General features: G+C 70.5%; 15 protein-coding genes. 4 read left to right on the top strand and 11 right to left on the bottom strand.

Annotated features, from left to right (window positions below; genetic code table 11):
- Window positions 1–60: 60 nt before the first annotated feature.
- The 4 genes from ABD708_RS04150 to ABD708_RS04135 all read right to left on the bottom strand — a co-directional run bounded on the left by ABD708_RS04150 (window position 61) and on the right by ABD708_RS04135 (window position 4,375).
- Window positions 61–1,890: a DUF2207 family protein gene (locus ABD708_RS04150; protein WP_344752019.1), complete on the bottom strand. Its 1,830-nt coding sequence runs from the start codon at window positions 1,888–1,890 to the stop codon at window positions 61–63.
- Window positions 1,891–1,910: 20 nt separating this feature from the next.
- Window positions 1,911–2,243 (bottom strand): hypothetical protein, encoded by a 333-nt coding sequence (locus ABD708_RS04145; protein ID WP_344752018.1) that lies wholly within the window; start codon window positions 2,241–2,243, stop codon window positions 1,911–1,913.
- Window positions 2,244–2,442: 199 nt separating this feature from the next.
- Window positions 2,443–3,492, bottom strand: coding sequence for a lipoate-protein ligase LplAB (gene lplAB, locus ABD708_RS04140; RefSeq protein WP_344752017.1), 1,050 nt, complete (start codon window positions 3,490–3,492; stop codon window positions 2,443–2,445).
- A 10-nt stretch (window positions 3,493–3,502) separates the two neighbouring features.
- Entirely contained in the window at window positions 3,503–4,375 is an 873-nt protein-coding gene (locus tag ABD708_RS04135; protein ID WP_344752016.1) for an alpha/beta hydrolase, read from the bottom strand.
- A 153-nt stretch (window positions 4,376–4,528) separates the two neighbouring features.
- On the opposite strand from ABD708_RS04135, the gene ABD708_RS04130 reads away from it, so the two are divergent.
- Window positions 4,529–4,951 carry a MarR family winged helix-turn-helix transcriptional regulator gene (locus ABD708_RS04130; RefSeq protein ID WP_344752015.1) on the top strand — a complete coding sequence of 141 codons (423 nt, stop codon included), beginning with the start codon at window positions 4,529–4,531 and terminating at the stop codon, window positions 4,949–4,951.
- Window positions 4,952–4,961: 10 nt separating this feature from the next.
- Window positions 4,962–6,242 (top strand): MFS transporter, encoded by a 1,281-nt coding sequence (locus tag ABD708_RS04125; RefSeq protein ID WP_344752014.1) that lies wholly within the window; start codon window positions 4,962–4,964, stop codon window positions 6,240–6,242.
- 3 nt (window positions 6,243–6,245) lie between these two features.
- Here the strand turns inward: ABD708_RS04125 and ABD708_RS04120 are convergent, their stop codons facing one another.
- From ABD708_RS04120 to ABD708_RS04110, 3 genes are read right to left on the bottom strand one after another with little or no spacing between them, the layout of a single operon-like run.
- Window positions 6,246–7,115: a transglutaminase family protein gene (locus ABD708_RS04120; RefSeq protein ID WP_344752013.1), complete on the bottom strand. Its 870-nt coding sequence runs from the start codon at window positions 7,113–7,115 to the stop codon at window positions 6,246–6,248.
- The gene (locus ABD708_RS04115) at window positions 7,112–8,041 is read right to left on the bottom strand and encodes an alpha-E domain-containing protein (RefSeq protein ID WP_344752178.1); all 930 of its coding nucleotides are present in this window, start codon (window positions 8,039–8,041) and stop codon (window positions 7,112–7,114) included. Before ABD708_RS04115 ends, ABD708_RS04120 begins: the two co-directional genes overlap by 4 nt.
- The gene (locus tag ABD708_RS04110; protein WP_344752012.1) at window positions 8,031–9,779 is read right to left on the bottom strand and encodes a circularly permuted type 2 ATP-grasp protein; all 1,749 of its coding nucleotides are present in this window, start codon (window positions 9,777–9,779) and stop codon (window positions 8,031–8,033) included. Before ABD708_RS04110 ends, ABD708_RS04115 begins: the two co-directional genes overlap by 11 nt.
- 149 nt (window positions 9,780–9,928) lie before the next feature.
- Here ABD708_RS04110 and ABD708_RS04105 point away from each other — a divergent pair, with 149 nt between their 5' ends.
- Entirely contained in the window at window positions 9,929–11,218 is a 1,290-nt protein-coding gene (locus ABD708_RS04105) for an MFS transporter (RefSeq protein ID WP_344752011.1), read from the top strand.
- 9 nt (window positions 11,219–11,227) lie between these two features.
- Here ABD708_RS04105 and ABD708_RS04100 read toward each other — a convergent pair whose 3' ends face one another.
- The 4 genes from ABD708_RS04100 to ABD708_RS04085 form a co-directional block, all read right to left on the bottom strand.
- Window positions 11,228–11,488 (bottom strand): type II toxin-antitoxin system RelE family toxin, encoded by a 261-nt coding sequence (locus ABD708_RS04100; RefSeq protein WP_344752010.1) that lies wholly within the window; start codon window positions 11,486–11,488, stop codon window positions 11,228–11,230.
- Window positions 11,485–11,748, bottom strand: a complete 264-nt coding sequence (locus ABD708_RS04095; protein WP_344752009.1) for a type II toxin-antitoxin system Phd/YefM family antitoxin — start codon at window positions 11,746–11,748, stop codon at window positions 11,485–11,487. Before ABD708_RS04095 ends, ABD708_RS04100 begins: the two co-directional genes overlap by 4 nt.
- A gap of 248 nt (window positions 11,749–11,996) precedes the next feature.
- Window positions 11,997–12,404, bottom strand: a complete 408-nt coding sequence (gene vapC / locus ABD708_RS04090; protein WP_344752008.1) for a type II toxin-antitoxin system VapC family toxin — start codon at window positions 12,402–12,404, stop codon at window positions 11,997–11,999.
- Window positions 12,401–12,625, bottom strand: a complete 225-nt coding sequence (locus ABD708_RS04085) for a type II toxin-antitoxin system VapB family antitoxin (RefSeq protein ID WP_344752007.1) — start codon at window positions 12,623–12,625, stop codon at window positions 12,401–12,403. The genes vapC and ABD708_RS04085 overlap by 4 nt, the downstream gene beginning before the upstream one ends.
- An 82-nt stretch (window positions 12,626–12,707) precedes the next feature.
- Here ABD708_RS04085 and ABD708_RS04080 point away from each other — a divergent pair, with 82 nt between their 5' ends.
- Window positions 12,708–13,646, top strand: a complete 939-nt coding sequence (locus tag ABD708_RS04080; RefSeq protein WP_344752006.1) for a 2-hydroxyacid dehydrogenase — start codon at window positions 12,708–12,710, stop codon at window positions 13,644–13,646.
- The last annotated feature ends 52 nt before the right edge of the window (window positions 13,647–13,698 follow it).

Below are 13,698 nucleotides of genomic sequence, written 5' to 3'. Positions count from 1 at the left end.
ATCCGCGCGCTCGTGATCCGAGGCGCGCGGATCCGGAACTGTAGCGCGGCCGACCGGGGCCTACCAGCCGCCGCCACCGCCGCCGCCGAAGCCGCCGCCCGAGAACCCGCCCGAGAAGCCGCTGCCGCCCGAGCTCGACCACGAGTGCGAGCCACTCTGCGTGCTCGCCGTCGTCGCGTAGTTGTGCGAGGCGAAGGCGTTCGCGAACAGCAGCGTCTGCAGCGGCAGCAGGGTCGGCGACACGTCGGTGGGCGTCGTCGCCCAGTAGCGGCCGAGCACCTCGCGCCACTCCTTCTCGATGTTGAAGAGGATCGCGTAGGGCAGCAGCTTCTCGTACAGCTTCACCACCTGCTCTCCGCTCGGCGCGGTCTGCGTCTCGGCGCCGCTCGGGCTCTGCAGCATGCGGATGCGGTCGGCCTCGGCGAGGCGCAGGTAGTCGCGGATGCCGAGCAGGTGCTCGTACGCCGGGGTCGAGGCATCCGTGCGGCGCTCGGGCGGAACGCACAGCGCGAACGCCGCCACGCCGCACGCGAGCGCTCCCACGAGGGCGAGGTCGTGCTGCCACGAGCCGAGCGCCCGCGAGACGAGCAGGTAGAGCAGCACGATCGCGGCGATGATCACCAGGGCGGCCACGCCGAGCACGATCGAGCCGGCGCGCGTGTGCTTGCGCTTGATCAGCCCCTGCGCGCGCACGGAGTCCTTCGCCGCCTGCAGCAGCTTCGCGATGCGGTCGCCGATCTTCGGCTTCTTCGGGTCGAGCGTCACGGTGGCATCCGGCTTGATCGAGCCGAACAGGGTGTGCACGGCATCCGCATCCTCGTCGTCGAGCACCGTCGCGTCGTGCAGCTGCAGCGTGTAGAGGTCGTCGCTGGTCTTCTTCGTGCCCCGGTCGTCGCGCGTCATGGTGGCCGCGCGACTCACGACGAGCTGCGTGATGAGAGCCGGGAATGCCCGGTCGCGCTCGTCCAGCAGCTCGGCCGCCTCCATGACCCCGATGCCGGGGAACGCCTGGTACTGCGGCACGATGATGCCGGTGCCCTTGGGATGCCCGAGCCGCACGACCCGCACGATGATGGCGCCGATCAGCAGCAGGATCGCGATCGGCAGCAGCACCCAGACGAGCACGCGCAGCACCGACACCGGCACCGCGAAGGTGCCCGCATGGAAGCCGACCAGCATCGTGAGGTTCTCGCCCGCCGCCAGGTTCCGGGCACTCGCGGTCGCGGTTCCGCCCGACACGGTGATGTCGCAGTCGCTCGCCGTGGAGCCTTGGCCGCCGGTGAAGCACTGCCTGTCGCCGCTCAGCGCGCCGGTGAGGTCGGCGGGGAGGTGCAGCGTCGCCGTCACCTCGCCGAAGGGCTGCGACCAGCCCGTGCCGTTCACGTCGAAGAGGAACTGCTGCGCACCGCCCGGCCCCGTCTGGTGGATGACGTCGCGCATCGTGTACTTCACCACGTAGGTCTGCGCGCCGTGCACGAAGCTGAGCGGATCGCCGATGCGGAGCACCGTGAAGCCCGCCTGGTCGTTGTTCACCTCGTAGCCGATGGGCGCGCCCGCGGCATCCGTCACTCCTTGGATCTGGACGTGCAGGGACCGGCCGTCGGCCGTCGTCGGGATCGCGCGCTCGATGCCGTGGTTCTGGTCGAAGTCCGGGAACTGGGCGACAAAGGTCTCGGTGACGGCGAGCCTCGCGCGATGGTCTGCGGCGCGCGTGAGGCGGTAGTCGGTGTGCAGGCTCGTGAAGCTGAAATCACTGGTGTCTGCCTGAACAGAGACCGCGCGAACGGATGCCTGCGCCGACGCCGCCGCGAGGAATCCGCCCCCGCTCAGCGCCCCGAGCGCGCCGAGCACGAGTGCGAGAACGATCCGGATGCCCCACCGCTGAATCACGCGACGAGCCTAGCGGCGCGTCAGTACTTGGCCGTGGTGTTGCCCCACTGGTCGAGCTCGATGACGACGCGCCCCGGCTTGGCCGCACCCGCTCCGGCGCCGATGCCGAGTGGGTCCCCGTCGGCCTCCGGCGAGGGGGCGGGCAGCGTCGTCTGGCGCTCGAGCTCGAGCTGCGACTCGTAGCGCACGGGGTGGAACACCTCGTCGAAGGCGGCGCCGAGCATGCCGCTGCCGATCGAGCCTGAGCCGCGCTTCTGCGTCTTGTCGCTGAGGTCGATGACGCCGGTCTTGTGGAGCGCCCAGAGCAGCAGGAGCACGCCGATGATGGCGGTCGCGATGATCAGGGGCTTCACGCGCGCCAGGGTAGCAAGTGGGGCTGAACGCGCAGCCGAGTCGCAAGACGCTCTACGAGCGGGCGACTTGCTCGCCCGCGAACGCGGGGGACTCGACAAGCCGACTGCGGCGTGCCGGCGTTGATCGCTGGGCGCGACGATCCGGTGGATCGTCGCTGCGATCAACGCCGAGCAGGCTGTGCCTGCTCGGACCGGCGCGCTAAGGAACTCGGTAGAGCCATTCCGGGGTCGAGAACTTCTCGGTGACGAGGCGCTCGGCGGCGGCGTATTCCGCCGGGGTGATGTCGCCCGGGGTCGCGCGGTACATGCTCGAGAACTGCTGCGTCATCCGCTCGATGATCTCGGCGCGCGAGAGCCCGGTCTGCGAGCGCAGCGGGTCGACCCGCTTGGCCGCCGACGCGATGCCCTTGTCGCTGATCTTCTCGCGGCCGATGCGCAGCACCTCGGTCATCTTCTGGCCGTCCATGTCGTAGCTCATCGTGACGTGGTGCAGCACCGCGCCCGAGCCGAGCCGCTTCTGTGCGGCGCCGCCGATCTTGCCCTTGGGGCTCGTGATGTCGTTGAGCGGCACGTACGACGCGTCGATGCCCATGCCCTGCAGCGCGAGGATCGCCCACTCGTCGAGGTAGGCGTAGCTGTCGGCGAAGGTCATGCCCTGCACGAGGTCGATCGGCACGTACAGCGAGTAGGTGACGACCGAGCCCTTCTCCATCATCATCGCGCCGCCGCCGGTGATGCGGCGCACGACGTCGAAGCCGTGCTTCGCGGCGCCCTCGGGGTCGACCTCGTTCTTCACCGACTGGAAGCTGCCGATGACGACCGCGTTCTCCTCCCACTCCCAGAAGCGCAGGGTCGGCTTGCGCGCGCCCGTGGCGACGGATGCCGTGAGCACCTCGTCGAGCGCGAGATGCGTCACCGGAGGCAGCGGGCCGGGGTGCACGATCTCCCAGTCGTAGTCGCTCCACGTGGTCGCGTTCGCGAGGCTGCGGCGGATCGCCACGCCGACGGACTCCGGAGTGAAGCCGAGCAGCACGGCCCCCTCGGGAAGCGCGCGGCGCACGGCATCCGCGATCACGCGCGTATCCGATTCGACGGGCAGGCCGGTGATCGCGGCGTCGATGTCGGCAAGGGCCTCGTCGGGCTCGAGGAAGAAGTCACCGGCCAGGTGGAAGTTCGCGATGCGGCCCTCGACCGCGTCGAGGTCGACGACGACCAGCTTGCCCCCAGGAACCTTGTACTCGCCGTGCATGCTTATGAGCCTAAGCGGGCGCGGGCGCGAACCGTTCGTCGAGCCATGTCACCAGGTCAGCGAGCACCTCGTCCCTGTTGAGCTCGTTGAAGACCTCGTGGCGGGCATCCGTGTAGATGTGCACCGTCACGTCGCTCAGCCCGCTGCGCGTGCGGTATGCGTTCGCAAGCTTCACGACGGACTTCTCGCCGCCGAGCGAGTCGTCCGAGCCGATCTGGATGAGCAGCGGCACGTCGCGCTCGAGGTTGCGCGCGGGCCGCCCGAGCAGGCGCATCGCGTCGAGCACGCCGAACTTCGCGATCGTCTCGGCGGCGAAGTTGAGCGGGTCCTCGCCGAACGCGGTCTGCACCGCGACGTCGCGCGACAGCCACTCGTGGCCGGTCGTGCCGAGGTGCCTGTGCCGCGCGTTCAGGTTTCCGGAGCGCATCGAGCCGAGCATCCGGTACGCCGTCCCTGTGAGCACGACCGCGTCGTAGTCGGCGGCGTGCTCGTTGATGAGCCGCTGCGCCATGAGCGAGCCCCAGCTGTGCCCGAGCAGGACGACGGGGAGCGACGGATGCTTCGCCCTGATCAGCCGACCCAGCTGGCGCAGGTCCTCGATGGCCGCCCGCAGCCCGCCCGGGCCGAGCCTGCCGAGCTGCGCCACGTCGCCGCCCCACTGCGTGAGGCCGGTCTGGCCGTGGCCGCGGTGGTCGTCGGCGAAGACGACGTAGCCGGCGTCGTTCAGCGCCTGCGCGACGTGCGCGTAGCGGCCGGCGTGCTCGCCGATGCCGTGCGCGAGCTGCACGACGCCCTTCGAGGTCTGCCCCTCGGGCAGCGGGTACTCGTAGTAGGTGACCACGACTCCGTAGTCGTCGGTGAAGGTGGACGTCGTCGGCGCCATGCGCCCATCATCGCGGAACTCGGCGGAAGTCGCCGGAACTCGTGCCCGTTCCGGACATTCGAGCCCACGGCCCCGGGCGCAGACGTCCGGAACGGGCACGAGTGGATCGTTGCTAGCAGGTAATTAGCAAGGCTAAGGAGTAAGGTGAGACGCGTGACGGAAGAGCTCGACCTGGACGCCCAGCTGCGCATCGCGGTGGGGCGGCTCAACCGGCGCATCCGTGCCGAGAAGGCGAGCGACGACCTCTCCGACGGGCAGTTCAGCGTGCTCGCCCTGCTCTTCCGCGACGGACCCCACACGGTCGGCCAGCTCGCCGAGGCCGAGCACGTGACCCCGCCGTCGATGAACCGCCGGGTGAACTCGCTCGAGGCGGGCGGCTACGTCACGCGCGAGGGCTCCCCCGACGACGGCCGCAAGGTCGTCGTCCGCGTGACGCCGGCGGGAGCGTCGTTCGTGACCGAGACCCGCCGACGCCGCGAGCAGTGGCTCGGCAAGCGCACGAGCGAGCTCACGGATGCCCAGCGGGAGACGCTGCGCCAGGCATCCGTCATCATGCGCGAACTGGCCGACGGGTAGGCGCATCGATTTGAACAATCTCTTCCGGTCCCTCTCGGCGCTCAACTACCGCATCTGGTTCCTCGGCGCGATCGTCTCGAACGTCGGCACCTGGATGCAGCGCACCGCACAGGACTGGATCGTCCTCACCGAGCTCACCCACAACAACGCGACAGCCGTCGGCGTGACGATGGCGCTGCAGTTCGGCCCGCAGCTCGTGCTGCTGCCCGTGACCGGCTGGGCGGCCGACCGCTTCGACCGGCGCCGCCTGCTCATGGCGACGCAGGGCGCGATGGGCCTGCTCGGCGCGGGCCTCGGCGTGATGACCGTGACCGGCGTCGTCGAGCTGTGGCACGTGTACGTGTTCGCACTGCTGCTCGGCGTCGTGGCCGCCTTCGACGCGCCGGCCCGGCAGACTTTCGTCGGCGACCTCGTCGATGCGCGCAACCTCTCGAACGCGGTGGCGCTCAACTCGGCATCCTTCAACGCCGCGCGCACGATCGGCCCCGCCGTTGCCGGCCTCTTGACCGCCGTCGTCGGCGCGGGCTGGGTGTTCCTCATCAACGCGGTGACCTTCGTCGCCGTGCTGATCTCGCTGCAGCTCATGAAGAAGGACCAGCTGACGCCGCGGTCGCGGTCGTCGCGCCGGGGCGGCCTCGTCGACGGCTTCCGCTACGTCAGGCGCCGCCCCGACATCATGGTGATCCTCGTGATGGTGTTCCTCATTGGCACCTTCGGGCTCAACTTCCCGATCTACACCTCGACGATGGCCTCGACGGTGTTCCACAAGGGAGCAGGCGAGTTCGGCATCCTCTCGTCGATCATGGCCGTCGGCTCGGTGATCGGAGCGCTGCTGTCCGCGCGGCGCGAGAAGCCACGCGTCTCGCTCCTGTTCGCGGGTGCGCTGATGTTCGGCATCGGATGCCTGATCGCCGCGCTCATGCCGAACTTCTGGCTCTTCGGGGCCGCTCTCGCGCTCATCGGCCTCTTCTCGCAGACGCTCATGACGACCGCGAATGGGACGGTGCAGCTCGCCACAGACCCGCAGGTGCGGGGGCGCGTGATGGCGATCTACATGGCGATCTTCATGGGCGGAACGCCCATCGGGGCGCCCATCGTCGGCTGGGTCGCCGACACGCTCGGGCCGCGGTGGGGGCTCGGAGTGGGCGCCGCGTCGGGCATCGTCGCCGGGGCCGTCGGGGTGTACTACCTCGTGCGCTGGCGCGGGCTGCGGCTGCGCGTGCGCGGCGGGAGGCCGGCGTTTGTATTGGAAGAGCCTGAGACCGCCCGCCCCGAGGCCGCGGCGGCGTAGCGCCTACGCCTCGCGGGTGATCTCGACCTTCACGAAGATCTCCGCGGCGCCCGCGCCCGCGTAGACGCCGCGGATCGGCGCGATGTCGTCGTAGTCGCGCCCGTGCCCGACGTAGACGTGCCGGTCACCCGCCTCGGTCAGGTTCGTGGGGTCCCAGCCGCGCCAGGCGCCCGCGCCGTCGGCGGCGCTCGGCCCGCAGTACCACTCGACCCACGCGTGCGACTCGCCCGCCACGGTCTCGTGCAGCTCGGCGTCCGGCTTCGGGTGCAGGTAGCCCGAGACATAGCGGGCCGGGATGCCCACCGAGCGCAGCGCCCCGAGGGTGACGTGCACGATGTCCTGGCAGACGCCGCGGCGCGCGGCCCACGCCTCGGCGGCGGTGTCGTCGACGCGGGTGACGCCCTGCACGTACTCCATCTCGCCGCCGATCGCCCGGCAGATCGCCTCGGCCGCCTCGCACGGGGTCGCGGCACCGGCGGCGGCCCTCGCGGCGAGCGCGGCCACCTCGGCCGGCGGCTCGGTGCGCCGGCTCTGGCGCAGCTGCTCGACCGCCTCGACGGTGCGCTGGCTCGCCGCGCGCAGCTCGTCCCAGCCGATCGAGCAGTCGACGTGGGGGCGCTCGTCGACCTCGATGAGGCTGCTCGCCGAGAGGGTGAGCTCGCGGTGCGGCGAGAGCACCTCGAACGACGTGACGCGGGTGCCCCAGTAGTCGGTGTAGGTGTGCTGCGACGCGTTCGGCCGCGTGTCGATGTGGGCGGAGAGCACCCACTGGCCGTCGCGCGATGCGGGAAGCATCCGTGCCTCGTTGTACGAGGCGGATGCCTCGCCCTCGTACCGGAAGCCGGTCGTGTGCGTCACGCGCAGTCGTTTCATACCCGCTCCCCTGCCCATGTCGGCACCACCTGCTCGGGGAAGTACCGCTGCTTGACCGCTTCGCTCGCGGCGCTCGTCGCCCGCTGCACGCCCTCCATGGCGTGCGGCAGGTCGTCGAGGATCTCGGAGATCGGCCGGTACTCGAGGCTCGAGACCGCCTGGCCGAGCACGCGCAGCGCCTGGTCGACCGCGCCGATGCGCTCGGTGCGCGGCTCGAGCGCGTTGAGGCTGGCGATCGCGCGGTTCATCGAGAACAGCACCGAGCGCGGGAAGACCCGGTCGACGAGCAGGAACTCGGCCGCGTTGCGCAGCGACGAGACGCCGCGGTACGTGCGCAGGTACGCCTCGTAGGCGCCGCAGGAGCGCAGGATCGTCGTCCAGCTCGGCCCGGACACCTCGGTCAGCGCGCGCGTCGCGAGCAGCCGGGCGGTCATGTCGGCGCGTTCAAGCGCGAGGCCGAGCGAGAAGAAGTGGTAGGCGTCGTCGCGGCTCATCACGGTCTCGTTGGTGCCCACGGCGAGGGCGGTGCGCTCGCGCACCCAGTGGAAGAAGTCGTGCACGCGCTCGCTCGCGACCTTGCGGGGCATCCGTGTCGTCGTCGTGTTCAGGCACTCCCACAGCTCGCTCGACACGATCTCGCGCGCGCGCCTCGCGTTCTCGCGCGCGGCGTTGAGCGAGTAGGCGATGGATGCCGGATTCTGGCGGTTCACCGCCAGCAGGCTGAGCACCCCCTCGCGGTCGAGCGGGGTGTCGGCCGGCACATCGGAGCCCATCACGCCGAGCAGGGCGCGGCAGGCGGTGTCCTCATCGACCCACGGGTCCTCGAGCAGCAGCTGGAGCTGCACGTCGAGGATGCGCGCGGTGCCGTCGGCCCGCTCGAGATAGCGGCCGATCCAAAAAAGACTCTCGGCGATTCTAGAGAGCACGGATTCCTCCCCCATTGTGCGGCGTCGCCTTGTGGGCTTGTCGCAGGTGTTGCGCTTGTTGTTGTTGCTGTTGCTGCTGGGTCGCGCCCTGCTGATCCTCCGGCGCGTACTGCGGGCCGAGCTTCCCCTTCGGGGCGACCTCCGCGAGCGGCGGCGACCCCGCTGCCAGCTCCATCGGCGCCGCTTGCTCGGCGGTGATAGCCGAGACGTCGATCGCGCTCGTCGGCGGGTGCACTGCCTGCACCGGGATCGGGCCCGAGCTCGGCGCTGCCCCCCGGCCGAGCACCCAGGTGTCCTTCGAGCCGCCGCCCTGCGAGGAGTTCACGACGAGCTGGCCGGCCGGCAGCGCGACGCGCGTGAGGCCGCCCGGAAGCACCCAGATGTCGTCGCCCGAGTTGACCGCGAAGGGCCGCAGGTCGGTGTGCCGCGGCTGCATGCCGTCGTCGGTGAGCGTGGGGATCGTCGACAGCTGCACGACCGGCTGGGCGATCCAGCCGCGCGGGTCGTCGATGAGCTTGGCTCGCAGCACGTCGAGTTCCGTGCGCGACGCGGACGGCCCGATCACGAGGCCCTTGCCGCCCGAGCCGTCGACCGGCTTCACGACGAGCTCGTCGAGGCGGTCGAGCACCTCTTCGAGCGCGCCCGGGTCCTCGAGGCGCCAGGTGTCGACGTTCGGGATGATCGGCTCTTCGCCGAGGAAGTACCTGATCAGCTCGGGCACGTAGGTGTAGGTGAGCTTGTCGTCGGCGACGCCGTTGCCGACCGCGTTCGCGATGGTGACGTTGCCGAGCCGGGCGGCGGCGAGCAGTCCGGGCGTGCCGAGCACCGAGTCCGCGCGGAACTGCAGCGGGTCGAGGAAGTCGTCGTCGATGCGGCGGTAGATGACGTCGACGCGGGTCGGGCCGCCGGTCGTGCGCATCCACACGTAGCCGCCGGAGACGTAGAGGTCGCGGCCCTCGACCAGTTCGACGCCCATGAGACGGGCGAGCAGGGTGTGCTCGAAGTACGCCGAGTTGTAGACACCGGGGGTGAGCACGACGACGACCGGGTCCTCGACTCCGGCGGGCGCAGAGGCGCGCAGCGCCTGCAGCAGTCGGTAGGGGTACTCGCCGACGGGCCGCACGGGCATCTCGACGAACAGCTCGGGCAGCGTCTGCGCCATGACGCGGCGGTTGGAGATGATGTAGGAGACGCCGGAGGGCACGCGCACGTTGTCCTCGAGCACCCGCCACGCGCCCTTCTCGTCGCGGATCAGATCGATGCCGGCGACGTGCACGCGCACCCCGTTGGCACTCTCGATGCCCGCGGCCTGGCGGTAGAAGTTGGCAGAGGTGGCGATGAGGGATGCCGGGATGACGCCGTCGGCGACCGCCCGCTGCCTGCCGTAGGCGTCGCCGAGGAACGCTTCGAGCGCGCGCACCCGCTGCCTGACGCCGGCCTCGACGTCGACCCATTCGTCCTCGGGGATGATCCGCGGCACGGCGTCGAGGGGGAAAGGGCGCTCCTCGCCGGCGAAGTCGAAGGTGACCCCCTGGGCGAGGTAGGAGTTCGCAAGGGCATCCGCACGGCCGCGCAGCTCGTCCTGCGTCATGCGGCTGAGCGCCGTGTGCAGTTCGCGGTACGGCTCGCGCGCCTTCGTGCTGCCGTCTTCGGCGGGGCCGGCGAACATCTCGTCGAAGGCGACGCTCGGCCCTCCTGGCGGCAGCGTTGCGCCGTACCCTGCGAACAGATCACCCATGGCTGAAATCTAGGAACCGAGTGTTGCCGGTGCGTTTCCGGCAGTGGTTCGAATTGTGTCACTCACTCGCGGGGCGCGGCCAGGCCCCGAGCGCTCGTGCTCGTGGCGTTGCAGAGGGCAAGGCGGGTTGCGCGCTAGCTTCGTCAGCTATGACGGATGCCGCGGCGATGACGAGCGGCGTCTTCCGCATCGCGAACTTCCGGAAGCTCTGGGCGTCGAACCTGCTCGGCGATGTCGGCGCAGGGTTCGCGGACGTCGCTCTCGCCGTGACCGCGGTGCAGTTCCTGCATGCGACGACGTTCGAGGCGGCGATCGTCGCGGGGCTCGAGCGCGCCGCCTATCTGATCCTCGGCATCCCGATCGGCGTGTGGGTGGATCGCCTTCCGCAGCGCAGGCTGCTGTTCGGGGCGGATCTGCTGCGCTTCGCCGCGGCGGCCTCGATCCCCGTGGCGTTCTGGGTCGGGCACCTCACCGTGGTGCAGCTCATGATCGTGGCGCTGCTGATCGGCATCGGGAACATCTTCTACGACGTGACGCATACGACGGTGCTGCCCGAGGTCGTCGGGCGCGGGCGCGTGCATGAGGCATCCGCCCGGATGCAGACGGTGGACTCGACGGCATCCGTCATCATGCCTGGCGCCTCAGGCTGGCTCATCGCCGTCACCGCCGCGCCGGTGCCGTACATCGCGACGGCGGCCGCGCACCTGCTCTCGACGCTGTTCGCTGCCCGCATCACCGCCGCGTCGACGCGCGCGAGCGCGCCGGGCGAGAAGGGCGAGCCGTTCTTCGCCGCGGTCCGAACCGGCATCGCCTTCATCGGCCGGCACGCGCTGCTGCGCGCCTTCATGGCCGCCACCGCCGTCTACAACTTCGGCGCCGGGATCGTCGGCGGCGTCTTCGCCGTGTTCTTCCTGCGGACCCTGCACCAGACCTCGGCGACGCTCGGCCTGATGATGTCGATCGCGGCCATCGGGGGGATCGTCGGCGCGGTCATCGGCCTTCCGATCCGGCGGCGCCTCGGCGAGGTCCGCGCGCAGTTCCCCTGCTACGCGCTGATGGGCGCCGCGACCGCGTTCGTGCCGCTCAGCCCGTACCTGCCGTGGCCACCGGTCGCCACGATCACCGTCGCGGAGTTCTTCATCGCCTTCGCGATCACGGTCGCGGCCATCTGCTCGAGCGGCGTGAACGCGCGCATGACCCCCGCGCCCCTGCTCGGCCGGGTCACGTCAGCCCGCCGGGTCGTCTCGATCGGCGCGGTGCCCTTGGGCACGCTCGCGGGCGGCATCATCGGCTCGGCCGCCGGCGCCGACACCGCGCTCTGGGTCGGCGCCGCCGCCATGCTGTGCAGCCTGCCCATCCTCCTGGCCTCGCCGGCCCGGCGTCTGAGGGACCTCACCCCCGAGTTCACCGCCCTAGAGGCGACCTCGGTTCCCGCGTAGAGGCAAGGGCTACCTCTCGTAGACCTCGCGGCGGTGAGCGGCGCGCACGACCGTGACCGTCAGTTCAGCGTCGAAGACGTCATAGATGACGCGGTAGTCCCCCACGCGGATGCGCCAGGCGGTCTCTTCTCCCACGAGCTTCTTCGCGCCGCGCGGGCGGGGCTCGTCGGAGAGGTCCTCGATCGCGTCAAGGACACGGTCACGTGCCGGGCGCGGAAGCTTCTTGATCTGTCGGGCCGCCGCCGTGGTGAAGTCGACCCGATAGCTCACGAGGCGAGATCGCGCCGCAGTTCATCGAGGGCGATGCGGCTGCCGTCGTCTGCCGCCTTCGCCTCACGGTAGGAAGCGACGTCCTGCGCCATCTCGAAGGCCTCGAGCGCCTCCAGATCCGCAACACCGATGACGACGGCGGCGAGCTTGCCGTTCCGGGTGACTCCGATGCGCTCGCCGGCGTACATCGCGCGCCCCAAGACATCGGAGAGCTGACTGCGTAGCTCCCGGGTCGAGACCTCCGTTGTCACCGTCTCCATGTATCCATGGTAACCGCATATGCAACTGTGTACACCCGAGCAGCATCTCAACACATGTGATGAGGCCGTTGAAGAGTGGCTGCGCAGCGAGGTCGTGACGGCCCATGACCAGCTGCGGGCCAACCCGTCGCAGGCGGTCAGCGCCGAGGAGATGCGCTCTCATCTTGCAGTTCTGCACGCACAGCGGCATTCCGCGTGCGACTCGCGACCCGTCGGGTCGCCTCCTCGCTCCAGGGCGTGAAGAACCGCTATCTCTGGCCCCAGAGCCGGAGGGGGATGAAGGCGGCGGCGTGCGCGAAGTCGCCGTCGGTGGTGAGCAGAGTCAGCTCGCGCGAGACCGCCAGCTGCGCGATGAGCGCGTCGACTGTGCCGAGCTGCACGCCGTGGGATCGGCAGGTGTTCGCCAGCTCGGCCGCCGCCTCGTAGTCGGCACGGGCCGGCTCGATCAGCTCGACATAGGCGAACTGCTCGCGGATCACGGCCTGAGCACGCTTCGGCACGAACCCCCGCAGCAGCTCCGTGAGAATCAGACCGGTCGCCGCGACGGGCTCACCGCCCACAAGCGCCTCACGAAGCGCCTGCACCTCAGGCTGCTCCGACGGAGTGTCCCGACGGAAGGCGAGCGACCACACGCTCGTGTCGACGAGAAACGTCACGACGCCGAGTCGAGCTTGCGGTCGCGGCTGCTCCGGTCTTCCTTGTAGTCATAGCCCGGGTCCCACTCGAGGGTGCCGAACGCCTCGACGATGCGTGCGCGCTCCCGGCGGGCGATGTACTCCTGCAGAGCTGCCGTCACGGTGGCCTTTTTCGTCGCCTCGCCGCCGACACGCAGGGCCCGCTCGAGCAGGTCGGGATCGATCGCAAGATTCGTCGCCATGTGCGCCTCCTCACACATGATCCCACACATGCGGGCCTCCGAGCGCCTCGAAGCCCCACGTCTCGAACCGTAGGCTGGCCACATGCCCGAGCGCCTCGTCGTCAGCCTTCCCGATGACCTCCTGCCGCCGTATCTCGACCGCCTCGCCGACCCGGTGCCCGCCGGCTCCGTCGACTGGGTGACCTGGCCCGTCGACGGCCCGCCGCCCGCCGCCCGGGTCGACATCGTCGTGCTGCCGTACATGTCGGGCGGCCCTTCGCAGTACCGGTGGCTCGCCGAGGCCGAGATCGGGCTCGTGCAGTCGCAGTCGATCGGCTATGACGGGGTCGCCGCGGCGCTGCCGCCCGGGCTGGTCTTCGCCAATGCGTCGAGCGTGCACGAGGCCGCGACCTCCGAGCTCGCGCTGGCGCTGATGCTCGCCTCGCAGCGCGGCATCGACGTGTTCGCCCGGAACGCGGAGCACGGGCTCTGGAAGGGCGGCCGCCGCCCGTCACTCGCCGATCGCACCGTGCTGATCCTCGGCTACGGCGGCGTCGGCAAAGCGGTCGAGGCGCGACTGGCGGGCTTCGAGGTCGCACGCGTGATCCGCGTCGCGTCGAGCGCACGCGAGGACCCGGCAGGCCACGTGCACGGCATCGACGAGCTACCGGTCCTGCTGCCGCAGGCCGAGATCGTGGTCATCGGCACGCCGCTGACGGATGCCACACGCGGCCTCGTCGGCGCCGCGGAGCTCGCCCTGCTGCCCGACGACGCCCTCGTCGTGAACGTCGCGCGCGGCCCGGTGCTCGTCACCGACGCCGCGCTGGCCGAAGCGGGCCGGCTGCGGTTCGCCCTCGACGTGACCGATCCGGAGCCGCTGCCCGTCGGCCACCCGCTGTGGTCGGCACCGGGAGTGCTCATCAGCCCGCACGTGGGCGGCGCCGCCTCGGCGATGGAGCCGCGCATGGCGCGCCTGCTGCGCCGCCAGATCGGCCACCTGCTCGCCGGCGAATCCCCCGAGAACGTGGTGCTCCGCAGCTGACCCCGCCGAGCCACGCGCGCCGCGCTCCAGCTACGGGAGCGCGCGCCTCGTA

This window comes from Gryllotalpicola koreensis (assembly GCF_039538185.1).
GTDB lineage: Bacteria > Actinomycetota > Actinomycetes > Actinomycetales > Microbacteriaceae > Gryllotalpicola > Gryllotalpicola koreensis.
The sequence above is the reverse complement of the archived record's forward strand: the minus strand, read 5'-3'. Positions and strand labels throughout refer to the sequence as shown.

Bases quoted from the DNA above. Each gene is read 5' to 3' on its own strand.
- lplAB (WP_344752017.1), bottom strand. From the start codon at position 3,492: ATGCACGGCGAGTACAAGGTTCCTGGGGGCAAGCTGGTCGTCGTCGAC.
- ABD708_RS04135 (WP_344752016.1), bottom strand. From the start codon at position 4,375: ATGGCGCCGACGACGTCCACCTTCACCGACGACTACGGAGTCGTGGTC.
- ABD708_RS04120 (WP_344752013.1), bottom strand. From the start codon at position 7,115: ATGAAACGACTGCGCGTGACGCACACGACCGGCTTCCGGTACGAGGGC.
- ABD708_RS04110 (WP_344752012.1), bottom strand. From the start codon at position 9,779: ATGGGTGATCTGTTCGCAGGGTACGGCGCAACGCTGCCGCCAGGAGGG.
- ABD708_RS04105 (WP_344752011.1), top strand. From the start codon at position 9,929: ATGACGGATGCCGCGGCGATGACGAGCGGCGTCTTCCGCATCGCGAAC.
- ABD708_RS04095 (WP_344752009.1), bottom strand. From the start codon at position 11,748: ATGGAGACGGTGACAACGGAGGTCTCGACCCGGGAGCTACGCAGTCAG.
- ABD708_RS04085 (WP_344752007.1), bottom strand. From the start codon at position 12,625: ATGGCGACGAATCTTGCGATCGATCCCGACCTGCTCGAGCGGGCCCTG.
- ABD708_RS04080 (WP_344752006.1), top strand. From the start codon at position 12,708: ATGCCCGAGCGCCTCGTCGTCAGCCTTCCCGATGACCTCCTGCCGCCG.